General features: G+C 69.0%; 20 protein-coding genes. 19 read left to right on the forward strand and 1 reads right to left on the reverse strand.

The window, feature by feature from the left end; genetic code table 11:
* The first annotated feature begins 131 nt into the window (after positions 1–131).
* The 11 genes from VMJ70_13100 to VMJ70_13150 all read left to right on the forward strand — a co-directional run bounded on the left by VMJ70_13100 (position 132) and on the right by VMJ70_13150 (position 11,189).
* Positions 132–938, forward strand: a complete 807-nt coding sequence (locus VMJ70_13100) for a DUF3108 domain-containing protein (GenBank protein HTO92063.1) — start codon at positions 132–134, stop codon at positions 936–938.
* On the forward strand, positions 935–1,891 hold the full coding sequence (locus VMJ70_13105; GenBank protein HTO92064.1) for a hypothetical protein: 957 nt from the start codon (positions 935–937) through the stop codon (positions 1,889–1,891). Before VMJ70_13100 ends, VMJ70_13105 begins: the two co-directional genes overlap by 4 nt.
* A gap of 336 nt (positions 1,892–2,227) precedes the next feature.
* Positions 2,228–2,980 (forward strand): SLBB domain-containing protein, encoded by a 753-nt coding sequence (locus tag VMJ70_13110; GenBank protein ID HTO92065.1) that lies wholly within the window; start codon positions 2,228–2,230, stop codon positions 2,978–2,980.
* Positions 2,980–4,392: a hypothetical protein gene (locus tag VMJ70_13115; GenBank protein ID HTO92066.1), complete on the forward strand. Its 1,413-nt coding sequence runs from the start codon at positions 2,980–2,982 to the stop codon at positions 4,390–4,392. Before VMJ70_13110 ends, VMJ70_13115 begins: the two co-directional genes overlap by 1 nt.
* Entirely contained in the window at positions 4,389–5,165 is a 777-nt protein-coding gene (locus VMJ70_13120) for a hypothetical protein (GenBank protein HTO92067.1), read from the forward strand. Before VMJ70_13115 ends, VMJ70_13120 begins: the two co-directional genes overlap by 4 nt.
* Positions 5,166–5,294: 129 nt before the next feature.
* The gene (locus VMJ70_13125) at positions 5,295–6,368 is read left to right on the forward strand and encodes a hypothetical protein (protein ID HTO92068.1); all 1,074 of its coding nucleotides are present in this window, start codon (positions 5,295–5,297) and stop codon (positions 6,366–6,368) included.
* Positions 6,365–7,513 carry an alkaline phosphatase family protein gene (locus VMJ70_13130; GenBank protein ID HTO92069.1) on the forward strand — a complete coding sequence of 383 codons (1,149 nt, stop codon included), beginning with the start codon at positions 6,365–6,367 and terminating at the stop codon, positions 7,511–7,513. Before VMJ70_13125 ends, VMJ70_13130 begins: the two co-directional genes overlap by 4 nt.
* Positions 7,510–9,090, forward strand: coding sequence for an oligosaccharide flippase family protein (locus VMJ70_13135; GenBank protein ID HTO92070.1), 1,581 nt, complete (start codon positions 7,510–7,512; stop codon positions 9,088–9,090). The genes VMJ70_13130 and VMJ70_13135 overlap by 4 nt, the downstream gene beginning before the upstream one ends.
* Positions 9,087–9,791: a glycosyltransferase family 2 protein gene (locus tag VMJ70_13140; GenBank protein HTO92071.1), complete on the forward strand. Its 705-nt coding sequence runs from the start codon at positions 9,087–9,089 to the stop codon at positions 9,789–9,791. The genes VMJ70_13135 and VMJ70_13140 overlap by 4 nt, the downstream gene beginning before the upstream one ends.
* A gap of 16 nt (positions 9,792–9,807) precedes the next feature.
* A complete protein-coding gene (locus VMJ70_13145; protein HTO92072.1) occupies positions 9,808–10,182 on the forward strand; it encodes a DUF2304 domain-containing protein in 375 nt (124 codons plus the stop codon).
* Positions 10,179–11,189 carry a lysylphosphatidylglycerol synthase transmembrane domain-containing protein gene (locus tag VMJ70_13150; GenBank protein ID HTO92073.1) on the forward strand — a complete coding sequence of 337 codons (1,011 nt, stop codon included), beginning with the start codon at positions 10,179–10,181 and terminating at the stop codon, positions 11,187–11,189. Before VMJ70_13145 ends, VMJ70_13150 begins: the two co-directional genes overlap by 4 nt.
* An 8-nt stretch (positions 11,190–11,197) precedes the next feature.
* Here VMJ70_13150 and VMJ70_13155 read toward each other — a convergent pair whose 3' ends face one another.
* A complete protein-coding gene (locus VMJ70_13155) occupies positions 11,198–12,406 on the reverse strand; it encodes a DegT/DnrJ/EryC1/StrS aminotransferase family protein (GenBank protein HTO92074.1) in 1,209 nt (402 codons plus the stop codon).
* Between the two features lie 143 nt (positions 12,407–12,549).
* Here VMJ70_13155 and VMJ70_13160 point away from each other — a divergent pair, with 143 nt between their 5' ends.
* From VMJ70_13160 to VMJ70_13195, 8 genes are all read left to right on the forward strand, one after another.
* Positions 12,550–14,079 (forward strand): lipopolysaccharide biosynthesis protein, encoded by a 1,530-nt coding sequence (locus tag VMJ70_13160; GenBank protein ID HTO92075.1) that lies wholly within the window; start codon positions 12,550–12,552, stop codon positions 14,077–14,079.
* Positions 14,076–16,043, forward strand: coding sequence for a Gfo/Idh/MocA family oxidoreductase (locus VMJ70_13165; protein HTO92076.1), 1,968 nt, complete (start codon positions 14,076–14,078; stop codon positions 16,041–16,043). Before VMJ70_13160 ends, VMJ70_13165 begins: the two co-directional genes overlap by 4 nt.
* Complete coding sequence (locus VMJ70_13170; GenBank protein ID HTO92077.1) at positions 16,040–16,918, forward strand: hypothetical protein; 879 nt, start codon at positions 16,040–16,042, stop codon at positions 16,916–16,918. The genes VMJ70_13165 and VMJ70_13170 overlap by 4 nt, the downstream gene beginning before the upstream one ends.
* Positions 16,915–18,960, forward strand: a complete 2,046-nt coding sequence (locus tag VMJ70_13175; protein HTO92078.1) for a hypothetical protein — start codon at positions 16,915–16,917, stop codon at positions 18,958–18,960. The genes VMJ70_13170 and VMJ70_13175 overlap by 4 nt, the downstream gene beginning before the upstream one ends.
* Positions 18,957–21,551: a hypothetical protein gene (locus VMJ70_13180; protein ID HTO92079.1), complete on the forward strand. Its 2,595-nt coding sequence runs from the start codon at positions 18,957–18,959 to the stop codon at positions 21,549–21,551. Before VMJ70_13175 ends, VMJ70_13180 begins: the two co-directional genes overlap by 4 nt.
* A 2-nt stretch (positions 21,552–21,553) precedes the next feature.
* Positions 21,554–23,497: an asparagine synthase (glutamine-hydrolyzing) gene (asnB, locus tag VMJ70_13185; protein HTO92080.1), complete on the forward strand. Its 1,944-nt coding sequence runs from the start codon at positions 21,554–21,556 to the stop codon at positions 23,495–23,497.
* A complete protein-coding gene (locus VMJ70_13190) occupies positions 23,494–24,612 on the forward strand; it encodes a glycosyltransferase family 4 protein (GenBank protein ID HTO92081.1) in 1,119 nt (372 codons plus the stop codon). The genes asnB and VMJ70_13190 overlap by 4 nt, the downstream gene beginning before the upstream one ends.
* The coding region (locus VMJ70_13195; protein HTO92082.1) for a glycosyltransferase at positions 24,609–24,994 on the forward strand (386 nt) is incomplete at its 3' end. The genes VMJ70_13190 and VMJ70_13195, both read left to right, overlap by 4 nt.

Raw genomic sequence — 24,994 nt, forward strand, 5'->3', positions numbered from 1 at the left:
ATGGACTTCCGCTGGCCAACCGCAATCTTCGGAGCAAGACCCAATTCATGCGGATGTCCGTTGATTGTAAGCCACTGCCCGCCCACCCACCAATGTTGCGATCGCGACCGGCGAAGCTAGCGCTGATCGCGTTGGGCGGCCTGTTCCTGCTGGCCGCATGTCCCACCTTTGCCGACGAGGATTCGCTCGGCGTCGCTCCCGACACCATCGACGCTCTGCCGAGCGTGGTGCTGACCTCGCCCGACTCGGGACAGGTCCTTCCGGCGGTGAGCCAGCCGTTCCGAGCCGGGGAATCGCTGCGATTCTCGGTCCAGTACGGCATCATCCACGCCGGATCGGCGTGGCTGGAGGTCGCGAGCGCGACCATGCCCGACGGGCGGCCGGGATTCCAGCTCACGGCGCGCGCCGAGTCGAACTCGTTCTTCAGTCATTTCTACAAGGTCCGGAATCGGATCGAGTCGCTGTGGGATCGCGATGGCCGGTTCAGCTGGCGCTACAGCGAAGATCGCCACGAAGGGAAGTACAAGACCAGGACCGAAATCCGCTTCGATCCCAACCGGCACGAGGCCATCTACTCCAACGGCGACACGCTGCCGATCCCGCCCAACGTCCAGGACGCGCTCTCGGCGTTCTACTTCACGCGTTATCAGCCGCTCCCGCTCGGCGGCAGCGTCGTGTTCGACTATCATGCGAGCCACAAGAGTCAACCGCTCGAAGTCCGCGTCATCGGGCGCGACCGAGTGGACACGCCGGCCGGCACTTTCGAATGCGTGATGGTCGAACCGCTGCTGCGCGCCGGCGGCATCTTCAAGAACAAGGGCCGCCTCGTGATCTGGCTCACCGACGATGAACGCCGCATGCCGGTGCTGATGAAGAGCCGCGTGCTGATGGGCTCGATCAGCGTCGTGCTCCAGGAAATCCGGAACGGATCCGGATGAGCCGCTATCCGGAGGCCGATCTCTCGCGCCTCAAGGTCGGCTCGGTCCGACAACGGCCGACGCGCGTGAAAGTCGAACAATTCGCGAAGCCGTTGCCGAGCGGCGCCGCGGCCGCGCTGCTCGCGGCGTTGCCCGATCAGCTGGCGGCGCGCGCCCTGCGCGAGGCGGTTGAACGCATGGTCGCTGCGCATCGCGCCGCCCGGCCGGTGCTGGCGATGTGCGGTGGGCACGTGGTCAAGGTCGGGGTTTCGCCCTGCCTCATCGAGCTGATGGAGCGCCGCGTGGTCACCCACCTCGCACTCAACGGCGCCGCGGCGATCCACGATGTGGAGATCGCCCGGGACGGCGCGACCTCGGAGGACGTCGAGGCGCATCTGCACTCCGGCACCTTTGGCATGGTGGACGAGACCGGCGACTTCATGAATGCCGCGGCGCTCGAAGGGCGCTCGCGCCGGGAGGGCCTCGGCGAATGCTGGGGGCGGGCGCTGGTCGAAGCCTCGGCACCCCATCTGCGCGCCAGCCTGCTCGGGCGCGCCTGGCAGCTCGGCGTGCCGGTCACCGTCCACGTCGCGATCGGGACCGACACGATTCACCATCACCCCAGGGCCGACGGCGCGGCGCTCGGGGAAGGTTCGCTTCGCGACTTTCGCATTCTCGCCGCCTCGCTCGCCGAAGCCCGCGGATCGGTGGCGCTCAATATCGGCTCGGCGGTGATCCTGCCCGAGGTCTATCTCAAGGCTCTGGCGGTGGCTCGCAATCTGGGCGCAGACCTCTCCGGTCTCACCACCGTCAACTTCGACCAGATCCAGCACTACCGCCCACGCGTCAACGTGGTCGAACGCCCGACCCGGGGCGAGGGGAGCCGGGGGATCGCTCTGACCGGCCATCACGAGATCCTGGTGCCGCTGTTCTCGGCTGCGGTTCTGGACGCACTGGCGGCCCCGCAGCCTTGATTTGCCCATCCCAGGGCGCGCCCGGCACATGGCTTGCGAACTCAGGGCGTGCCGAGCCCCCAACGCCCATCGAGCATTGACAGTCCCGAGAGGCCCGACCTATACTTCCGCCTGCAATTCCCTCGATTTACGGCAGTTCCCGATTGCGGTCGGAGGTCTCCCGAGACGCCATTTGCTACTTCCTGGGACGGGTTCTGAGTGATTTGACCCTTCCTCTGGGTGGGTAACACGCCCCCAGGCTTCGCGTCCGGTGACCGCTTCGACCCGTCCCTCGACAGGGCGGGCTCGGTCGTTCCCTCGCGAAGCACGACGGGCCGCAAGCGTTCGGGAGTCGACTTGATCTCCAGATTCATCTCGCGTTCGTTCCTACCGCTGGTGCTCGTCCTCTCCTTGGCGGCGCCCGCGCTTGCGGACCTCGGCTCGGCCGACTCCACTTCGATGGACTGGAGCCGCGTGCCCGAGTACCGCATCGTTCCCGGCGACCTGCTGCGCTTCAATTTCGGACCGTTGCTGTTCAACTATCAGGATCTCCTTCGCGAGGCCCGGGTCCGGCCCGACGGGCGCATCTCGGTCTACCCGGTGGGCGAGGTGCTGGCCGCGGGCCGCACCGTGCAGGAGCTGCAGACCGCGGTCCTCAACATGATGGCGGCCGAGTACAAGAACCCGCGGGTGTCGATCGAGCTGGCCGACGTCGCCGGCAACAAGGTCCATGTGATGGGACAGGTCAAGTCGCCGGGCTCCTATCCGGTGCAGCCCTTCATGACGGTCAGCCAGGCGATCGCCGCCGCCGGGGGATTCGCGGATGACGCGGCACGCAACAGCATCCTGCTGGTGCATCGCGATGGAGCGCATACCGTGCTGGTGGCGCGCATCCGCATGGATCGCATCATCCGCCAGGCCGCCTTCGGCGAGGATCTCCAGCTCTCCCGGTTCGACCTCGTGATCGTGCCGCGCTCGGCGATCGGCAACATCGACATCTTCCTGCGTCAGTTCTTCGGTGACGCTGGCGTCGCGTTCAACACCTCGATCCTGGGCTGGGAACTCTTCCACCTCGACCGCGTCTTCTTCATCGGCAATACGAGTCACTGATGAATGCTCCGATTCAGGAAGCTCCGATCTCCGCCCCGCGGCAATCCACCGCGCGCGAATTCGTCGCCATTCTCTTCCGGCGCCGCGCGCTGATTCTCGGGCTGTTCTCGATCACCACCGCGACCGTCCTGGTCTTGGCGCTGACCACGCCCACCGAATTCATCTCGGCGGGCCGCGTTCTGGTCAAGCGGGGGGCCAAGGAGAGCCTGCTCTCGCCCTCCACCCGCATGACCGGCGACTGGGAAGAGGACATGGGAAGCGAGGTCGAGGTGGTGAAGAGCCACCCGGTGCTCCAGCGCGCGACGGAGATTCTCAAGCAGGAGGCTGGGGCGGGCCGGTCGTCGCCAAGAGTGGATCTGAAGAGTGTCGACGTCGAGGTGACGGGACGCACGAACGTCGTGGCGATCGGCTACGTGGATCGTGATCCGGAGGTGGCACGGCAGGTGTGCAGCGCGGTGGTGCGTGCCTATGTGGAGTTCCGCGAGGCCGACTATCGACTCGTCTACCCGTCCAACTTCTTCGAAGGCGAGATGAAGCAGGCGCAGAAGGACCTCGACTACTGGATCGAAATGCGCCGCAGCTTCTCGAACACCTCGGGAGTCGTAGACCTCGAGCATCAGAAGAGCAGCTATATCGACCAGCAGGGCGTGCTCCGGCAGCGCAAGGACGAGGTCGAAGCCGATCTCGCCGAAGCCAACATGATGTTGCAGAAGACCACGGAGCTGCGCGACCGCCAGAACATCGACCTTCCCACCTTCACCTCGCTGTACAGCAACGAAACGGCGCTCGTGGACATCAAGAAACGCGTGGTGGACCAGGAGTTGGTCGTGGCCAAGCTTCGCGAGACCCTCCGCGACGATTCGCCCGAGGTGCTGGCGGCCATGACCACGCTCGACACCCTGCGCACCATGATGCGGCGCGAGGTGGACGCGCGCGTGGCCATGAGCAAGGCGCGAGTGGACGTGCTGAATGCGCGACTCGCGGTGGTCCAGCGCGACATCAATGAAATTGACCGCATGCTTGCGGAGATGCCCGACAAGGAACGCACCCTTGCCGAGATGGATCACAAGATCGACATGCTCAAGGCACGCTACAGCGAGATGTCCACCAACAGCGATGAGGCGCTCATCACCCAGAACACGACGCCATCCAGAAGCGTCGTCCTGCTCAGCGACGCCGGCCCCGCCACGCCACGGAACGCGCGCGACTACGTGCGCCTCGCGCTGGCGCCCGTGTTCAGCGTCGTCGTCGGAGTCGGACTCGCCTTCTTCGTCGACGGCCTCGATCTGACGGTCCGCACCCCGAACCATGCCGAGGAGGCGATCGATCTGCCGGTGCTCGCGACGCTGACCGAACGAAAGCGCCGGCGCCGCGGCTCTCGCGAACTCACTCTGGAGACGCCCGCCGCATGACCCGGATCTTCGACGCCCTCAAGAAGGCTCGCGGCGGAGGCGCCCCGACCGAGGTCATGCCGCCGGCCGCGCCCGCACATTCCTCCTCGATCCACGCCGTCATGAATCGCGGTGCGGCCGCCGTCTCGGCGGCACGCCACTCATTCGACCGCGCGGACCTGATACCCATCGGACCGGTCGCGCCGATGGACGAGACCGTCGCGCGCGAGATGTCCACGCTCCGCGTCATCCTCGAGAGCTCGCTCACCGAGCGCCTTCCCCGCTCGGTCATGCTCACCAGTTCTCAGGCGGGGGAGGGCACGACCACGGTCACGCTTCAGTTCGCACAGACCCTGGTCGCCGAGGCCGCGCACCGCGTCCTCATCCTCGACGCCAACCCGCGCTTGCGTTCACCCTTCTACGAGGCGGCCATTGACGCGATGCGGGCCGGCGAGGGACGCGGCCGGGCCGCGATGGACCTCCTCTCGCTCTCGGATTGCGTGCGTCGTTTCGGGCCAATGAATGTGGCCGCGATCCGCGACCTGCTCGAGACCGTGAGCGCCGGCTACGACTGGGTACTGGTGGATTCGCCGGCCCTGCTCGAATCGCCGGACACCGCGCCGCTCGCAGCACAGTTCGACGCGGTGGTGGTGGTGGTGCAGGCGGGCAGGACCAAGCGCCCGGTGCTGGTGCGGGCCACCGATCTGCTTCGCCGCTCCGGCGCCAACGTGGTGGGCACGGTGCTCAATCGCCGGCGTCTGGAGATTCCGGACTTCATCTACCGCCGGATCTAATCGCTCATGCCGACGACCGTCCGCCGGCGAGCGGGGAACTCGGCTGCCCTTTCCGCATCGATGGCAATCGACGGCCGGCTGGCCGAAGCGCTGGAACATGCCGCGTCCTGGCTTCCGGATTCCTTGGCCATGGTATTGGGCGGGAGCCACGCCTCGGGCGAGGCGGTCTGGATTCGTACCGTCAGGGGCGAGGTGTGCCTCTCGGACATCGATCTCTACGCGGTGTTCGCCGCCGAGCCGGAGCGGGCCGCCAGCGCCGATCGTGCCGCCTCTGCGATGCCCGGCTTGGAGCTGCGGCTCGCGCAGCTTGGATTCCTCGGGCCGCTCGAACTCGGGTTGCACACGCGGAGCGAATGGGAACGTCTTCCCGCGCGGCCCGCGACGCTGGAGCTCAGGCGCCATGGCCGGGTGATCCACGGCGACGAGTCCGCGCGCGAGTGGCTGCCGGACTACCGGCCTGGCGACGTGCCCGCCGAGGAAATCCTGCTGCTGCTCGAGAATCGGGGGTTCGAGCTGCTCAAGGCGCGTTGGCCGCTGCGCTCCGATGATCCTTTCGCGGCCCTGCGCCGCCGGCATTCGGTCTACAAGACGGCGCTCGATCTGGCCGCGGTTGCGGACCTGCGCTCGGGTCGCTGGGAAGACGGCGCCGAGGCGCGCGTGCGAGTCGCCCGGGATCTGGCGTCTCGCGCGGTCGAGGAACCGCCGTGGGACTCGGCGCTCGCCTGGCGGCGAGGCGTGGTTCCCGACGACGACGAAGCGGAACGCGACTGGTGGCGGACCTCGCGAGCCTGGGTTCGGGAATGGCGCTCCACCGCCGTCGGGACGGCGCAGGGGCTCGAGTTCGACGAGATCGCGCTTCGCGCGGCGCGGCGGGCCCGCTTGCGGCGCCGCCTTCGGCTCGCGCTGCGACCCGGGCCGCGCGCCGGACGCCGAGCCCCGGCGGTGTCCCGCCTGCGCTTTGCGGTTCCGGGCACACCCCAGCATCGGCTGAATGCCTCGGCAGCGGCGCTGCTCGCGGCGCTGGTGGAACTCGATACGTCATCGGCGCGGCGAGCTGAGATCGAACGGCGACTGGCTCGCGTCCTTGCGCGGCTCGGCGTGGTCCCGGCCGGTCTCGAGGTCGGTCGCGCCGCACGCGGGCTGATCGCCGCCTGGGAGAGCTGGATCCTCGAGGTTCCGCGCGAAACGGGAGCCGGCTCGTGAAGGGGCGCATGGTGGTGCTGCTGGTGGACGCGCTCGGCTGGCGGCTCGCCAGCGAGAGCCCGGGATTCGCGACCGGACTCGTTCATCGCCGGCGCCTCGAGACCATCCTCGGATTTTCCTCGGGGGCGCTCCCCACGCTGTTCACCGGCCGTACTCCCGATCAGCACGGCCGCTGGCTCATGTACCGGCGGGCGAACGGCTCGACTCCCTTTCGGGGATTCGGCGCGCTGGCTCTGCTGCCCGCGCGGCTGCGCGGCAGCCACCGGCTTGGAAGCTGGCTCAGGCGCGAGGTCGAGCGGCGCGGGGTGCATGGTTACTTCCACCTTTACGAGGTGCCGCGCGAGCTGCTCGAGCGGTTCGATCTGCCCGAGCGGGAAGACATCTTCGCTCCCGGTTCGCTGCCGATGGATTCGCTGTGGGACACCCTTGAGCGCCGTCGCATTTCCTGGCGCGGCTGGAATTGGCGCACGTCCGAAAGTGGCAATCTCGAGGCGCTGGCCGCGCGCGCCGCGATGGGGGACGAGCGGCTGCTGTTCTGCTACACGGCCGACCTCGATGCGCTGCTCCATCGGGACGGTTCGCGAGCCGGGGCGGTTCGCGAGCGCATGGCGCGTTACGACGGCTGGCTCAGCAGTCTCGCCGAGAAAGCCGAGGCGCGAGGTGAGCGGCTCTGGCTCTACCTGCTCTCCGACCATGGCATGGTGGACGTGGGGGAGACGCGCGATGTGATGGGGGCGCTGCAAGGCCTCGCGGTCCGATGGCCTGCGGACTACCTGGCGTTCTTCGACTCGACCATGGCGCGGTTCTGGTGGCGCTCGCCCGCCGCGCGCGAGCCGGTGGTTCGCGCCCTGAATGCGCTGGGAGGCGGCCGCTGGCTCACTCGCGAGGAGCGCGCAGCGCAACGCACTCCCCCGGACTTCCGGGCCTGGGGCGAAGACGTGTTCCTGCTCGATCCCGGCGTGCTGATGGTGCCGTCATTCATGGGGCGCGGGCCACTCGCGGCCATGCACGGCTACGATCCCGCCCATCCCGACATGGCGGCGCTGCTGTGGTCGAACCGGCCGATTCCCGAATCGGTGCGGCATCTCACCGATGTGCGCGCGTTCCTCGAATCGGAGCTCGAGGCGCTGGAGGCCTCGGCGTGAGGCGCGGCGAGATCGCACACACCGTTTCACGCGGCGCGTTCTACCTGACCCTCGAGAAGGCCGCGGCGCTGTTCTCGGGCGTCGCCTACTTCGCGTTGCTGCTCCGCTGGCTCGGCCCGACCAAGTACGGAATCATGACGCTGGCACTGTCGTTCGCCGGACTAGCCACCATGATGAACGGGAACTTCGAGGTGTTCCTCGAGCGCTACGCCGCCGAGTACCAGGCGCACGGCCGGCTGCGCACGCTGCGCCGCGCGCAATTCCATGCCATGGGACTCAAGCTGGCGCTCGGCGCGGTGGCCAGTCTGGTCCTGGTCCTTGGCGCGCCCTTCATCGCCGTCCAATTCCACACCCCCGAGCTGTCCTACCTCCTGCCGATGCTGAGCCTGATGGTGCTGCTCGAGGGCTTCGCGTCCACCGGGCGCGCGACGCTGTACGGACTCCAGCAGTTCCGCTGGATGAGCGTGGTGGCGCTCGCGTTCCACATCGCGAAGACCATCATGGTGGGGCTCCTGTGGTGGCTCAAGCAGGGTCTGCCGGCGCTCGCGATCGGGCTCACCACGCTGGCGGTGCTGCAGGGCGCGGTCAGCGCCGCGATTCCCATGTGGATGCTGCGCCGCGCGCGCGACCCCGAGGGCGCGCCGCCCGGACTGAGCGGCAAACCGCTCACGCGCGCGATCCTGGGCTATTGCCTGCCGCTGCTCGGCGCACGGGTCACCTTCCTCTCGGGGCAGAATCTCGGCAAGATCGTGCTCGGCAAACTCTTCGACACCACCCTGCTCGGATTCTTCTCGTTCGCCTATCAGACCGTGGAGCGCTTCGTCGAGATGATCTTCGCGATTCCCTCGTCATTGCTGCCCTCGCTCACCCATCTGGTGGCGCGGGAAGAGCGCGATCGGCTGCGCTTCGTGTTCGATCAATCGTTGCGGATCATTCAGGTGGTGGCGCTGGTGCTGAGCTGCGGCATGGCCGTGTTCGCACGCGAGATCACGCTGGTGATCGGAAGCCCACTGTTCGAGCCCGCGATCCCGATGCTTCGCATCATGGCCCTGGTCCCGATCGCGCGCACCGCTCAGCAGCCGCTGACCATGCTGTTCCAGGCGCTGCGCCTGCCCGGAACCGTGCTGGTGCTGGCGATCATCAAGTTCGTAACCGAGTTTGGCTGCTACTTCGCGCTGGTCCCCACGGTGGGCATCGCCGGGGCGGCCTGGGCGAACCTGGCCGGCGCCATCGTGTCCTACATCGTGGCGATGATCCTTCTCGATCAACTGGTGCCCGAAGGACGGGACGAGCGCACTCGCACCACCTGGCTTGGACTCGCCTGCTTCGCTCCGTTCCTGCTGCTCGGTCTCGTGATCGGCGATCACTTCGGCCATCTCGGCTCGACGCTCGCGCGACTCGCCCTGGTGCCGCCCACGCTCGCGCTCACGCTGGCGGTCGGCCTGGTGCGCCCGGCGGACTTCGAGCGGCTCAGTTCGTTCCCGCTGGAATCGACGTGGATGAGGCGGACGCGCGATCTGGTGGTCGCAGCCGCTCAGCGCACCGCGAACGCGCTGGTGCCGCGGAGGCTGCTGTGAGTGCGCCGCGTGTACTGGTGATCGTCCCCGCACACAACGAGGCGGACAGCCTGCCGGCGACCCTGGCCGAGATCCGGGCGCGGGCGGACTGGTGCGACGTGCTGGTGGTGGATGACGGCTCGCGCGACCGCACCTCGGCGGTGGCCAGGGAGGCGGGGATACCGGTGGTGCGGCACGCCGTCAACCTGGGCGTGGGTGGGGCGCTCCAGACCGGATTCCGCTATGCCGTTGCCCATGGCTACGACATCGGAGTCCAGCTCGATGCCGACGGCCAGCACGATCCCGCGTTTCTGCGTGACCTGGTCGCCCCGGTGGCCGACGGTCGCTGCGACCTGAGCATTGGCTCGCGCTACGTGGCCCGTTCAGGCTACCGTGCTCCGGCGACGCGCCGGCTCGGCATGCTCATGTTCTCCGGAATCGTGCGTCTCGTGTTGCATCAGAGGATCGCCGATACCACTTCGGGATTTCGCGCCTATGGGCGCAGGGTCATGGAGGTGTGCCAGCACGACTTCCCCACGGATTTCCCGGACGCGCCGCTCCTGATCGCGCTGGCGCTGCGGCATTTCCGGCTGCTGGAAGTGCCGGTCGAAATGCGCGAGCGTCGCGCCGGACAATCGTTCTACACCCTGGGAAAGTCATTGTACTACCCGTACAAGAATCTGCTCGCGTCACTCATGGCCTGGCTGCAACGCCCGGCCTGATGAATCGGAGGCAACCATGTTGTTCCTGTCGCGCACTCAGCTGATCGCAGCTCTGGGAGCGGTCGCGATGGCGCTCTACGTCCTCGATCTGGTTCGGCGCCGCCGGCTGTCCGAGGAGTATTCGCTGCTGTGGGTGATCGCCTCCAGCATCATCGCGATCCTCGGATTCTGCACGCCGCTGCTGCTCTGGGTCACCCAGCTGCTCGGCATCCTCGGCGCGGCCTCGACGGTGTTCGCCTTCGGTCTGGCGTTCGCGATGGCGATGCTGCTGTACCTCTCGGTCAAGATGTCACGGCTCGGGCAGCAGAATCAGGCGCTCACGCAGGAACTGGCGTTGATGCGTCACGAGCTGGAGCGGCGTGGCGCACCGGAACGGACGGGGGACGCGTGAGCCAGCGACTCAAGCTGATCATCGGCATCGCGGTGTCGGTGGTGTGCGTCTGGGTGTCGATGCACGATGTGAAATTGAGCGAAGTCTGGAACGCGCTGCGCCATGCCAATTACCTCGGGTTCGCCGCGGTGATGGCCCTGACCCTGCTGGGATTCTGGATTCGCGCGGTGCGCTGGCGCTCGCTGATCGCCGCCCCGCGGCCGATCTCGACCGATAGCCTGTTCTCGGCCACGATGATCGGTTTCATGGCCAACAACGTGCTGCCCTTCCGGCTCGGCGAGTTCGTTCGCCCCTGGGCGCTCGCCCGCCGAGAAAAGCTGTCGAAGACCACGCTGCTGGCGACCGTGGTGGTGGAGCGCGCGGTCGACATGCTGACCCTGCTCGGCATCCTCGGGATCTCGCTGCTGGTGCACCCCGCTTCGGTGTCGGCCCGTACCGAAGCCGGACGGATGACCCGGGCCGGCGCCGGCGTGCTGGTATTCATGTGCGTGGGGCTGACCGCGTTCGTCATCGCGCTGGAGTGGTCGCCACGCCTGGCGCACGGGGTGGTGCACTGGCTGACCCGCCCGTTGCCGGAGACGGTCCGGCGGCGCGTGAGCGCCATGCTCACCCATTTCTTCGAAGGACTCGGGCTGTTCCGCGATCTGCCGCGGCTGGCCTGGGTGTTCGCGCTGTCGTTCCTGATGTTCGGCGTCTTCGCGCTCGGGCTGAGCGTGTGCATGTGGGCGCTCAGCCTGTCGGTCCCCTGGTACGCCGGGCTGATCATGCTGGTGATCACCGCCATTGGCATCATGGTGCCGGCGGCACCCGGATACATCGGAACGCTCAATCTGGCGTGCATCGCCGGCCTCGCTCTGTTTGGCGTGAGCAAGGATCTGGCGGCGCCATTCTCATGGTTCTACTGGGCGAGCCAGTGGCTGCCGGTCACCGGGGTGGGGCTGTTCTACCTCCAGCGTGAAGGGCTCTCGCTCCGCTCGCTGGGACAAGCCCAGGAGGCGGCGGCGTGAGCCCGGCTTCACGCCCGGAAGTGTCCGACGATCTTCCGAATCGCGGCCGCGACGTCGTCGACGTCGCGCTCGGTCATGGTGGGGAAGAGCGGCAGCGAGATCGCGCGCCGGTAGGCGTCTTCGGCCACCGGGAACTGTCCTTCGCGCACCCCAAGCGAATCGCGGAAGTGGGGGTGGAGGTGGATCGGGATGAAGTGCACCGAGCTGCCGATGTTCTCGGCGCGCAGCTCGGTGATGAAGCGCGCGCGATCGATGCGCAGCCGCTCCAGTTCGAGTCCGATCGGGTAGAGATGCCAGGCGTGCGTGGCGCCCGGGCGCGTGACCGGGCGGCGGATCTCGGGCAGCTCCGACAGCAGCGTGTCGTAGCGCGCCACCCGTTCGCGGCGCAGGCGCTGGAGCTCGTCGAAGCGCTCGAGCTGCCCGAGGCCGATCGCCGCCAGCACATCGCTCAGGTTGTACTTGTAGCCGGGTGCGGTGACCTCGTAGTACCACGAGCCGGTGTCGGTGTAACGCTTCCAGGCGTCGCGGTTCATGCCGTGGAGCGAGAGCAGTCCGAGCCGCTCGGCCAGCTCGTCGTCGTCGGTCACGGCCGCCCCGCCTTCGCCGGTGGTGAGATTCTTGGTGGCGTAGAACGAGAACGCAGTGACGGTCGCAAGCGAGCCGATCGGTTTTCCGCGCCAGGCCGCGCCCAGCGCGTGTGCGGCGTCCTCCACCACCGGAGCCTCGATCCGCTCCGCGAGCGGCAGGATGCGGTCGTAGTCGCAAGGATGCCCGGCGTAGTCCACCGGCAGCACCGCGCGCGTACGTGGGGTGAGCGCGTCCTCGAGCGCCGCGGGGTTCATGCACAGCGTGTCGGGTTCGACGTCCACCAGCACCGCGCGAGCGCCGACGTGCTCGATCACGTTCACGCACGCCGCGAAGGTGTACGTCGAGGTGATCACCTCGTCCCCGTGGCCGACGCCGAGCGCCACCAGCGACAGGTGCAGCGCCCCGGTGGCCGAGTTGAACGCCAGGCCGTGTCGAGCACCGGCGAGCTTCGCGACCCGCTCGGCCAGCTCGATGCTCTTCTTGCCGGTGGTGATCCAGCCCGAATCGAGGGTCTCGAGCACCAGCTGCTTCTCGCGCTCCCCGATCGCCGGAATGGCGAGCGGCAGGAAGCGCTCCCGGACCGGGCGTCCTCCCTGCGAGGCCAGGGGCTCCGGCGGTGCCGTCTTCACGAGGCTCGGGATCCGGTTCGCATCAGGGCAAATAGTCTAGGCGAGCGCTCGGAATCTCACCAGCGGCGACGGCGCGCGCGCGCGCCCGCCGCGGCGGCGAAGGCTCGAACGCCTTCCGCCGCGTCCCGCTGACCGAGCGCGCCATGCACCCCCGAAAGCTGGTTCGCGACTCGATCGGATACGCCACCTCGCAGTTCATCGTCCGCGCCGCGATGATCGTGCGCACGGTGCTGGCCGCGCGCTGGCTGGGGCCTCAGGCCTATGGCGCGTGGAATGCCCTCCAGCTGATGATGGACTACGGCACTCTTGCCCCGCTCGGAACTCAGCAGGGCCTCGATCAGCGCGTGCCGCGCGCGATCGTGGACGGCGATCCGGTGCGTCTTGCCCGAATCAAGCGCGCCGGCTTCACCAATATCCTCCTTCTTACCGGGTTGTTCTGCGCGACGGGCATCGTCTACCTCTCGCGCTCGAACGGCAGGATCATGTCCTTCTGGGCGGGGGCCGGCATGCTGGTGGCGATGGCCGTCGTGCTCCTCATCAATTGGGCCAATTACCACACGACGTTGCTCCGCTCGCACGGCAACATCGGCGCGGTGAGCCGATGGTTCTTCGTCCAGGGCATGGTGGGCGCGGTACTCGGCCTCGCCCTGATTCCATGGCAGGGAGCCTGGGGCCTGCTGTGGGGCTGGCTGCTGGGAACGCTGGTGTCGTTCGCCTGGACCCGGTGGGACGCTCGGAAACTCGCGCCGCTCCGGCCACTGATCGGCTCCGAAAACGGCGACCTCCTGCGCGTGGGCTTCCCGCTGTTCTTCTTTCTCGGCTCGGCGCTGGTGATGCGCAGCCTCGATCGGCTCATCATTCTTCGCTTTCTCGGCACGCGCGAGCTGGGTTACTACAGCCTGGCGGTGACCGCGCTGACGCTGCTCATGTACGTGCCCGACTCGGCCACCTACGTGCTCTACCCCCGCTTGCTCCAGGGCTACCGGGCGGGCGGGGACCAGCCCGAGGCGATCCGCGACCACGTCATCGTCGCGCTCACCGTGCTGAGCACGCTGACGCCGGCTCTCGGTGGGCTGGCATTTCTGGCCGCGCGCGATCTGATCGGTGCGGTGCTGCCCAACTACATCGCCGGCGCCACCGCGGTCCGGGTGCTGTGCTTCGGCGCGGCGGCGCTGACGCTTTCGAATCTCGCCTCGATCGTGCTGATGACCCTCGGCCGCCAAGTGTGGCTGATTCCCATCGCCGTGCTGTTCACGGCCGCCTGCGGCTTCGCCGATCTCGAGGTGCTGCGGCGCGGCTACGGGATCAGCGGAGTCGCCTGGGCGACGCTCGCCACCTACGTGGCGAGCGGCATGGTGGTGCTGGCGCTGGCCCTGGCCGCGCTGGGTGCCGGCTGGCTCGGCACGCTCCGACGCCTGTTCGGGTGCGCGTGGGCGTTGCTCGCGGCGATCGGGATCGCCGTCGGGCTCGATCGGCTGCTGCCCTGGCGCAACACCACCGACGAGGCGGTCCGGCTGATTCGCGTCGGGCTCGAGTGGTCGGCATTCGCGATCAGCTATGCCCTGGCGGTGCGGCCTCTGCTGCGCGAGATCGGGCTGCGACAGGTGTTGTCGGAGTTCAATCTGCCCTTTGCCTCGCTCTTGCGCCGCGACCCCGGAGGGGCCGGAAAGTGAAAGTCCTGGTGACCGGAGCGACCGGTTTCATCGGTCGCCGTCTGCTCGACCATCTGCTCGGGGCCGGCCACGAGGTGGTGGCGGCCGTGCGTCGTCCGGCGCCCGAGCTCGACCCCGAGCGCGTGACGGTGATCGAGGTGCGTCTCGACGATCGCGACGGGCTGACGCGCGCGCTCGCCGGCTGCGACGCGGTAGTTCACCTCGCGGTCGCGACCGGCGCCATCACCGAACGCGCGGCGTACGACGTGAACGTGGTGGGCACCGAGCATCTGCTCGAGGCCTCGCGGCTGGCAGGAGTCGGCCGTTTCGTCTTCGCGTCCACGATTTCGGCGACGCGCGAACGCATGGGTCCCTACGGGCGGACCAAGCGTCTGGCCGAAGCGCGTGTGGCGGCTTCGGGGATTCCGTTCTGCACGTTGCGCCCTTCACTGGTCTATGGCGGCCGCGAGGGCCTGGTCGCGAACCTGACCGCCTACCTGATCGGCCTGCCGATCATTCCGGTGATGGGAGACGGCACGGTCGAACTCGACCCGATCCACGTCGACGACGTTTGCGCCGCGATCCTGTGCGCGTTGCGCGACCAACATTTGCTGGGAAACACCTACGACCTGCTCGGGCCGGATCGCGTCACCTTCAACCAGTTCCTCGACCGGCTCTCGACGGGCCTTGGAGTGAAGCGGCCCTACCTTCACGTTCCCGGCGAGATCGCGCTCGCGATGGCGCGCGTGCTCGGTTTGGTCCTCAAGCGTCCGCCCATCACCGTGGACAACGTGCTCGGCATGATCTCGCCGGCGCGCGTGGAGCGGGAGCGGGCGCGGCGTGATTTCCGGATGGCGTGGACCTCGCTCGATCAGGGGCTGCTCGGAAAATCCGCCAATCCGCCGCCGGCTCGCGCGAGCGCGGCGGGCTCGATCCTGCGCGACGGCCCGTCGCGCCCGCTGCGCGTCGCCATCGTCGGGCTCGGCAAGATGGGCATGGTGCACGCCGCGGTGCTCTCGTCGATGGACGAGGTGAGCCTGGTCGCGTTCGTGGACCGCTCGCCCGCTCTGGCGAAGACCCTCTACGGCATGGGATTCCGGGCGCCCTACTGCGCCACGCTCGAGCAGGCGCTGGAACGGGCCCGCCCCGACGCGGTGTGGATCTGTACGCCGCCCGACTCGCACGCCCCGATCGCCGAAGCCTGCCTGAGCGCGGGAGTCGCCGCCTTCATCGAGAAGCCGCTCGCGCAGAACCTGGAGGACGCGCGCCGGATCGAAGCGGCCGCGAAGCGATCGGATCGCGCGACCGCGTGCGGCTACGCGCAGCTCTTCTTCCCGTGCTTCGGGGCCGCCGTCGAGCTGCTGCGCGCGAACGCGATCGGCAGGATCACCGGGATCCGCTCCTCGATGTTCCTCTCGCAGGTGTTCGGCCCGCAGAAGGGTTGGATCGCGGATCCCCGGCGCTCGGGCGGCGGCGTGGTCGCGAATCTCTCGTCGCACCTGCTGGCGCAGTTGCGGGCCGCGTTCGGGCAGCCGGTCCGCGTCCGCGCACGGTGGAAGAAGATGTACGGCGAGGTCGAAGACCAGCTCGACGCGACGTTGACGCTCGCGGACGGAACCGAGATCGAGTTCGCGTCGTCGTGGAGCGTGCCCGATTTCCCGATCTCCTCGACCACGATCGAAGTGACCGGCGACAACGGAACGATGAAGGTGACCAACGACTCCGTCGAGCTGGAGCTGCGCGAGGCCCGCGCCGAGCGGCCGGTGGGCCGCAGCGTGCTGCGCGCCGCCGAGCTCCCGGCACGAGCGAGGTTCGAGCTCAACGGCGAGTTCTACGACCTCGAGGACGCGGAGTTCCTCGCTTCGGTCGCGGGCGGACCTGCCGCCCGCGCCAGCGTCGAGCTCGGCGCCGATGTTCAGCGCGTGATGAGCGCACTCTACGAGTCGGCGGAGCGCGACGGCGAATCGGTGGAGGTACCGCGATGAGCCGGACCCACTTCACCGTTCCGCGGCTGCTGCTCTCGGGGGAGGCGCTGCTCGGCATCACGCGGCATCCGCGCGAGCACACGCTCGAGGTCAAGCGGCGATACGACAACGGAGCCGCGCTGGCGGCCGCGCTGTCCCTGGCGCTCGACCGCGGCGCGGACGGCGTGCTGTTCACGCCCTCGGCCACCGTGCGCGAAGCCCTGGGTGGCCTGTCGCGCCGCGTCCCCACCTGGGCGGTGGTGCCCAACGTGCCGCAGTTCGCGCGCGATTCGGCCGAGCTCGGCCTTCCAGGCGCGGCGCTCAAACGGCTGCGCGGCGCAAGCCCGATCACCTTCGCGCGAATCGGGCTCACCGGGGCCGGTCACGTGCTCGAAGTGTTGAAGAACGACATCGGGGGTATGGCGCCGGTGCTGATCGAGCTCGAGATCGCTTCGCTCGGCGCGCGCGACCTGCACGGCGTGGTGATGGCGTCCACGCTCACCGACCTGGCGCTGGCCGCGCGCCACCGGCGATTCTTCAGCCACGTGGTCGACTTCGTTCGGTCACGCTTTGGCGTCCAGGCCGGCTTCGAGACGCACAATCCCGGCTGGTTGCTCGGGGCTCTGCGCGAATGGGACGTGCGGCCCGATCTGGTGGTCGGCCCGCTGAATCCGATGGGCTTCATGATGAAGCCCGATCCGGCGCGCACCCTCCGCGAGATCGCGGCCGCCCGCTTCCCGCTGGTGGCGAAAGAGCTGACCGCCGGGGGCGCGAACCCGCTGGCCGTCGGCGCCGCCTACGCTCGTGCCCACGGCGCGCAGGGCCTCGCCATCGATCTCGCCGACCTCGATCCGGACATGGGGGGGCTCACCGCATTGGGGGAGGCGGGCGGATGAACCGTGCCGGCGAAGACGGCGCCGGCGCACGCGCCGTTCGAAGCCTGGGTGTGGTCGCGGCCGCGCTGGTCATGCTGCCGCTCCGTCTCCCGAATCCGGTCGCGGCCCTGGCGCTGGCGATCACTCTTGCCTGGCTCCCGGGATGCCTGTTGACGGATTCGATCCGAGCGCTCCGCGATCGCGGCGAGCGGATCCTCGCGTCGCTGGCACTCTCGCCGGCGCTGGCCGGCGGCGCGGGCGCTCTGCTGATGGGCCTGGGAGCGGCCCCCCTGCTCGCGACGCGAATCGTGGCGGCGGCGCTCTTCATCGGCGCACTGTGGCGGGCGTTTGCGCCGCGTGGTGGGGACGGCATGCGTGCGGGGGATTGGCACGCGGAGGCGGCACCCACGGCGATCGCTCCGGCGCTGTTGTGGGCGTCGATCGTGGCGGCGTTCCTCGCCGCCAATATCTACCTGCCGCCGCGCTCCGACGGCTGGTTTCACGCCGGAGTCACGCAGCAGATCGCGCTACGCGGGCTGCCGGTCGAGGATCCATCCTACGCCGGGTTGCGGCTCCTCTACTTCTGGGGCACCGATCTGTGGGCGGCGTTGTGGCTGGCGCGGGGGCCAGGCCTCGCGGTGTGGACACCGCTGATCACGCTCAACGTCGCGGCGGCGATGGCGGTGATCCTCGGCGTCTGCGCGATTGCCCGCCGGCTCGGCGCCACTCGCGGCGGGCAGTGGCTGGCGGCGGCGCTCGCGATTCTCGGCTATTCGCCGTTCGCGTGGGTCTGGGTGGTGGCGCGCGCGGCTGGTGGGGAAGTGCGCGGACTCGCGGAGCTCCAGCGCCTGATCGCCTCCGGCGCCGACACCGCGTTGCGCGCGCTCGGGGTGGGGCAGTTGCACGCTTCGCTCTCCACGTTTGCAGACAAGTTCCTGGTGCTGACGCCGTTCGGACTGGGCCTCGCTCTATTTGCGCTGTTCCTGATCGGGCTGCGCGAGGTTGCGGACACACGCGGATCGCGACCGGCGGTGCTGCTCGCGCTGGTGGCCGCCGCGACGCTGTTCACCCACACCGTGGCGGGGTTCAGCGCGCTGGCGGTCGCCGGCGTGTGGGGAGCCGCGGAGCTCGCGCGCGGAGGACCGCGCCGGGCCGCGGCGTTGCGCGCGGCGCTCGCGCTGCTGGCCGGCGTGGCGCTGGCGGTGCCCTATCTGCTGGCGGTCACTCACGGCAAGCACGCGGCGATTGGCCCCGGGTTCTCGCGCGGCGCGGTGGGTTCGCTGGTGCTGGGCGGCGCGCTGCTGGTTCCCGCCGGCGCCTGGGCCGCGTGGCGCTTCTCTCGCGCGCGGCCGATCGCGGCGGATCTGTTGATCGCAATGGGCGTGCTCGCCGCCTTGGGGCTCCTGCTCAAGCTGCCCGAGAGCAACCAATCCAAGTTCTTCAATCTGCTGTTCCTGGTCGCAGCGGCGCCGGCGGCGCTGGCGATTCTGGCGCTGGCCGAGCGCGCGCTGCCTCCGGCGCGTATCGTGATCGCGATCGCCGTGGCCCTGGCCGTGCTGCCCACCGCCGCGCTCTGCGCATGGGGCTTCGCCGCCGAGCGCGGACAGAGCCTCGACTCCTGGCATTTCCCAGCCCCCGAGGTGATGGCGGCCTGGCGCTGGCTCGCCGGCCACACGGGGCGGAACTGCGTGGTCGCCGACGAGGGCGGCGCGCGCGAGCCGATGGTCTACGCGGCGCGCTCGGCACTGGCGCCCGGTGCGAGTCTGGAGCGTGATTGGGGTTATGCGCCGTCGGAGGTCGCGGTGCGCAAGCGCGCCTCGCGCGAGCTGGCGACGCGCGGCCCGCTCTCGAGCACCACCGACTCGCTGCTGCGCGCTCTCGGCCGCGAGGTGGTGGTGGTCGAGCGCCGCGCCGGGGCGCCGGGCGACCTGGCCCGGCAGACCGTCGCGCCGCCAGCGAATTCAGCGGGCGCGCGCACCGGCGAGGCCAGGCGCGAGCCGCGCTACGCGTTGATCCGCGATGCCGGCGCGATGGCGTTCTGGCGGGTGGAGCTCCCGCGATGATCCGCTCGAAGCGCGTTCGAACTGCGCTGCTGGTGATGGGGTTGTTGCTCGTCCAGCTCGCTCTTCGCCATGGATTACTCGGCTCGCTCCCCGAATCGCTCCGCCTCACCCTCGCATTCTCGGCGTTGGTGCTCTTGCCGGGCTACGCGTTCGTCCGACTCGGTGCGCGCCCGAACGAGAGTGGGGCGTTCGTTCCGGTCTGGGCGCTGGGCATGGGAGTGGCCTGGAATGCTCTGCTGATTCTCGCGACCCGCATGAGCGGGGCGCGATTCACCGTGCTGCTCGACTGGAGCCCGGCAATCACGCTCGCACTCTGGCTGCTGGTCGGGGTGCTGCCACGGCGTCGAGCCAACCGAGACACCCCGCCCACTCCGGCCCGGCTGCGTGGGGCGGCGCTGGGACTGGTGCTCGTGGCCGCGGCACTGGCCGCTTTCCATGCCGGGCGGATGGGCGCGCCTGTCTACTACTCCAGCGATTCGCCCGATCACATCGCGACCATCCGCCGGATGCTGATCTCCGGCGACGCGTTTCCGCGAGACGCGTTCTTCCGCGACGCCGGCCCGGGCGGCGCCGATCCGCGCAAGGGACTGTGGCATCCGCAGGTGGCGCTGATCTGCGCGCTCGCGCATGTGGATCCCGCCGACGGCTGGCGGAAGCTGCCGGTCGCGATCGCCCCGCTCTTCATCCTCAACGCCGCCTGGTTCGGCTGGCTGAGCGCGCAGGGCGCCGGCGCCGCACTGTTCGCGTGGCTCGAACTCATCGTGCTGGCGGGCGCGATCAACTGGTGCCCGCTTCGCAAGGCCGACTTCGCCACCTTTCTCGGCGACCAGCTGGCGCTGGGTTGCGCCATCGCCGTTCTGAGCGATGCCGGGCGACCTTCGCGTGCCGCGCGCTGGACCGCGATTGGCATCGGGCTCGGCGCCATCGCCTGCCACGTGTTTGCGGCACTTCAATTCGCGCTCGTGTTCACCGCGCTCGCGGTGGCGCTGGCCATCCGCGAACGTTCGGTGCGCGGCCCGTCGTGGAGAGTGATGCGGACGGCGCTCACCCTCGGCCTCATCTCCCTGCCCTATCTGCTGTGGCGCGTTCACCAGTCCGGGCCGCCGGTGAACATCATCCACACCGAGCCGCAGGGATTGCTCTACGTCACCGATCGCATCCAGGTGGTGTCGATTGGAGTGCTGTGGGACTGGATGGGGATCCTGTGGGTGCTGTTCCCGATCTCGTGGTGGTGGCTGTGGCGCGAAGGCAAGCGCGATCCCGCGGCGCTTTACGCGTTCGCGACGTCGATCGCCGTCGCGCTGGTGATCTTCGATCCGCCGGTGGTGGCGCTGCTGGCGCCGAAGCTCGGCTACCTCCTCATGCGCTTGATCTGGATGGTGCCGGTCGCGCCGTTGATCGGCTGGCTGACGCTGGCGCTGATGCGCGCGATCCGCTCGGGCGCGCATCGGGCGCCCGCGGTCGTCGCGCTGGCCGCGCTCGGATTGTCGTTGGCGCCCACCGCGCGCGATGCCGCCGCGACCTTCTTGAACCCGGAGCCGATCATCGAGGTGGATCGCGACGAGAGCCCGTTCCGCTGGCGGGAAGCAATGACCTGGCTGGACACCCGCTTGCCGCCCGGACAAGTGGTGCTGTCGGATCCCGCCACCTCATACGGCATTCCGATGCTCACGCGCCAGTACGTGGTGACCCTGGTGGACCAGCACAGCTCGCCCAGCGACTCGACCGCGCTGACGCGGCTGCTCGATGCGCGCGACGCGCTCGACCCGTACGGCAGCTGGGAGCGGACACGCCAGGTGATCAAGCGCTGGGGTGCCACGATGATCGTGATCAATTCGGATTTCTCGAGCACGCCCCACTTCGCCTACTGGGAGCCGAGCGTCGAGTGGGCGGAAGCCGCGCGAGCGCGATTCGACTCGGCGCCGGCCGCATTCGAGCGCCTCGCCGACATTCGCGGGTTCACCATTTATCGAATCCATCCCCAGGCGCTCGACACCCTGAGCAGTCCGCCGCTCCCCCGGCCGTTCGTGGTGCCATTCGTCTCCGGTCGCTTCCCGATCGCGCATCGCTACGATGACCGGGCGCCGGCGATCCTCGATCTGCGCCTGTGGCCGCAGCGCGCGTCGCGCGGCGACTCGCTCACCGGCGTCGCCGAATGGCGCGCCCTTCGGCCGCTGCCGCCGGGTTCCTACGCGGTCGCGGTGCGCTTCGATCGCCCGTTGCCCGGCGGGTTCGAGCCACCCGCGCTGCTCGCGAAGCCCGCCCGCAAGCTGCTCGAGAAGCTCAATCACGAGCGCTACCGCTTCCGGCGCGATTATCTGCCGGTCGAAGGCGCCTACGGAGTGGACCTGTGGCGGCCCGATCAGGTGGTGCGAGACACCTTCGGAATGAGGATTCCTGGCGATGTCGCTCCAGGCTGGTATCGCGTGCAGATCCGGATGGTCCGCCAGCCGATCTATCCCATGCTTCGCCTGAGCGATTACTTCTTCGACCACGATTACTTTTCCGGCGTCGAGACGGGTACACTCGAAGTGCTCTCGCCCGCCGGCAGCCGCGAGCGCGGGAACTCACCTCCCCTCGAGGGGCACTGAGCATGTGCGGCATCAACGGCGTCTTCCACTACGGCTCCGACACCCCCGCCGATCGCGCGCTGGTCGAGCGGCAGGCGCTGTGCATGCAGCATCGCGGTCCGGATGACTGGGACGTGTGGTGCGAGGGACCGGTCGGACTGGGGCATCGCCGGCTCGCGATCGTCGATCTCTCGCCCGGCGGACATCAGCCGATGCCCAACGAGGACGGCTCTCTGTGGGTGACCTATAACGGCGAGCTCTACGGCTGGCCCGAGATCCGCGCCGAGCTGGCCTCGCGCGGCCACCGCTTCCGGGGTCTGAGCGACACCGAGGCGCTGCTCCATCTCTACGAGGAGCAGGGCACGAAGCTCTTCCCGCGCCTGCGCGGCATGTTCACCTTCGGGCTCTACGACCGGCCGCGGCGCCGGATCCTGCTCGGGCGCGATCGCTTCGGAATCAAGCCGCTCTACTACCACGACGACGGCAAGCGCCTGGTCTTCGCCTCCGAGCTGAAAGCGCTGATGCTCGACCCCACGGTGCCGCGGGAAGTTGACGAGCAGGCGCTGGCCGACTACCTCACGTTCCAATACGTGCCCGCGCCGCGCAGCATCTTCCGGGCGGTGAAGAAGCTGCCGGCCGGGCACTTCCTCACCTGTGACGCGAGCGGAGTGAAGGTCGAACGCTACTGGGCCCTTCCCGCCGAGCCCGATCGCGGGCATCCGCTCGAGTTCTATCGCGAGCGGTTGCGCGACCTGCTCGCCGAGGCGGTGCGCCTGCGGATGGTGGCCGACGTGCCGCTCGGCGCGTTCCTCTCGGGCGGCATCGATTCGAGCGTGGTGGTGGCACTGATGAGCGCCGCCAGCTCGAAACCCGTCAAGACGTTCAGCATCGGTTTCGAGGAGCAGGATTTCTCCGAACTCGAGCACGCCCGGGTGGTGGCGAAGCATCTCGGCACCGATCATCACGAGCAGGTGGTGCACCCGCAGGCGCTGGAATTGCTGCCACGGCTGGTGTGGGCGCTGGACGAGCCGTTCGCCGATCCTTCGATGATTCCGACCTTCTACGTGTCGGAGATGGCGCGCCGCCACGTCACGGTGGCTCTGTCGGGCGATGGTGGCGACGAAGCCTACGCGGGCTACACCACCTATGGCTGGGCGCAGCAGTACGCGCGCGTGGACCGCGTGCCGCAGGGGCTGCGCCGGCTGGTGGGCTACCCCGCGCGGCTGCTGCATCCCGATCACCCGCTCGGCCGCAAGCTGCAACGCGTGGCGCTCGACCCGGTGGGGCGCCATCTCGACGTGATGAGCTATTTTCCCCCGCGTGAACTGCAAGGCGTGCTGTCGGCGGGAATGCGCGCGCGGCTTGGCGGGCACGACCCCTATGCGGCGGCGCGGGCGATCCATCACGCCGCCGCAGGCCAGATGGGGGATCTGCCGGCGCTGGCCTATCTCGACGCGCTCACCTACATGACCGACGACGTGCTGGTGAAGGTGGACCGCACCTCGATGCAGCACTCGCTCGAGGCGCGCGTGCCCTTGATCGACCACCACGTGATGGAATTCGTGGCGCGCATCCCGTTCGAATACAAGCTGCGGGGCGGCGTGACCAAGTGGATCCTGCGCGAGAGCGTGCGCGACCTGCTCCCGGCCTCGATCCTCGCGCGCGGCAAGCAGGGCTTCGGCGTGCCGCTCGAGCACTGGTTTGGCGCCGACTTCGGGCGCATGGCGCGCGAGGTGCTCTACGACTCGCGCGCGCGCTCTCGCGGCTGGCTCGATCCCGCCGGGGTGCGCGCGGTGGTGGAGTCCCCCGGCATGCGCGATCAGCGCCGAGTGCGGCAGGTGTGGGCGCTCGTCTGTCTCGAGCTCTGGGCGCAGTGCTACCTCGATCGGCCGGCGGCGGCGCTCGACCAGCCGCTCGATACGCGCTCCTCGAACGCGCGTTTCCTGGGGACCCCGACCGCCGCATGAACCTGGGGTTCCTGATCGGGCGTTTTCCGCCCGGCGTCTATGGTGGCGCGGAAATCCAGGCCGAGCAGTGGGCCAGGCGGCTTTCCGATCGTCATCGAATTCGCGTGATCACGCGCAAGAATTCGGCCTCGGATTCCGACCGGGAAACGCGCGACGGCTTCGTGGTGATTCGCCATGGTGTCTCGGGGATACCGCTGCTCCGCACCGCGCTCGATCTGCGCGCCATCGAGCGCTCGGCGGCCGAGGAGCCACGCCCGGATCTCCTGCTCTGTTTCCAGACCTTTATCAGCGGCTATGCCGGCGTTCGCGTGCAGAAGAAGCTGGGCATCCCGGCAGTGGTGTGGGTGCGCGGTGAGGATGAGTACCGGTTGTCCCGGCCGAGGACGCGCAGCATCTCGCTCCCGGTATGGACCGCGGCGACTGGAGTGCTGGTGCAGAGCGAGGCCAATCGCGAGCTGCTGCTCGAGGCGGTTCGGCGCATCCGGCCCGCCGCCGAGGCGCAGGTGGCGGCCAAGCTGGCGGTGGTGCCGAACGGCATCGATTTGCCGGCGGCTTCGGCCCCGGAATCGCGCGGGCGCATTCTGGCGGTGGGGCGCCTGATCCACGACAAGGGCATGGACGTGGTGATCGATGCCGTGGCCGGCATGCAGGGACTGCTGACGATCGCGGGGGACGGCCCCGAACGAGCGTCGCTCGAGGCGCGAGCGCGGCACCACCAGCTCGACGTGCGATTCGAGGGCGCGGTGGATCGCTCGAGGCTCGAGCGTCTCTATCGGGAAGCGAGTTCTGTCGTGCTGGCTTCGCGGCGCGGTGAAGGACTGCCGAACGTGTTGCTCGAAGCCTTCGCCCATTCACGCGCCGTGGTGGCGACGCCGGTCGACGGCGTCCGCGATCTGGTGCGCGATGGCGTGAGCGGGTTGCTGGTGCCGCCGGGAGATCCACTCGCCCTCCGAGATGCGCTGGCGCGGCTCGCTCACGAGCGAGGGCTGGCCGAACGACTTGGCGCCGAGGGGCGGCGAACGGTCGAAGCGTATTCCTGGGATCGCGTCCGCCCGCAGCTCGAGGCCGCGCTCGAGCGATGGGCGGGTCCGGCCGCGGGCGCGGAGCGCCCATGACCGGCCGCGGCCGCATCTGCTTCTTCGCGCCTTATCTCTGGCCGTCGTTCAGCGACTGGCCGATCGAGTTCGCAGGCGGCGCCGAGGTGCAGCAGGCGGCGCTCACGCGCGGGCTCGTGGCGCGCGGGTTCGAACTGGTCGTCGCCACCTGCGACTACGGCCAGGGCCATCGCGTCGAGCGCGAAGGCATCACGTTCATCGCCACGCATCCGCCGTTCGCGGGGCTCCCAGTGCTGCGCTTCTTTCACCCGCGACTTACCGGCAATCTGCGCGCGCTGCTCGAGTCGAGAGCGGAGGTGTTCTACGCCCGTGCTTCGGGCATGCAGGCGGGACTCGCGTGCGACGTCGCGCGCTGGACGCGCGCCGGTTTCGTGTTCGGCGC

This window comes from Candidatus Sulfotelmatobacter sp. (assembly GCA_035498555.1).
Classification (GTDB): domain Bacteria; phylum Eisenbacteria; class RBG-16-71-46; order RBG-16-71-46; family RBG-16-71-46; genus DATKAB01.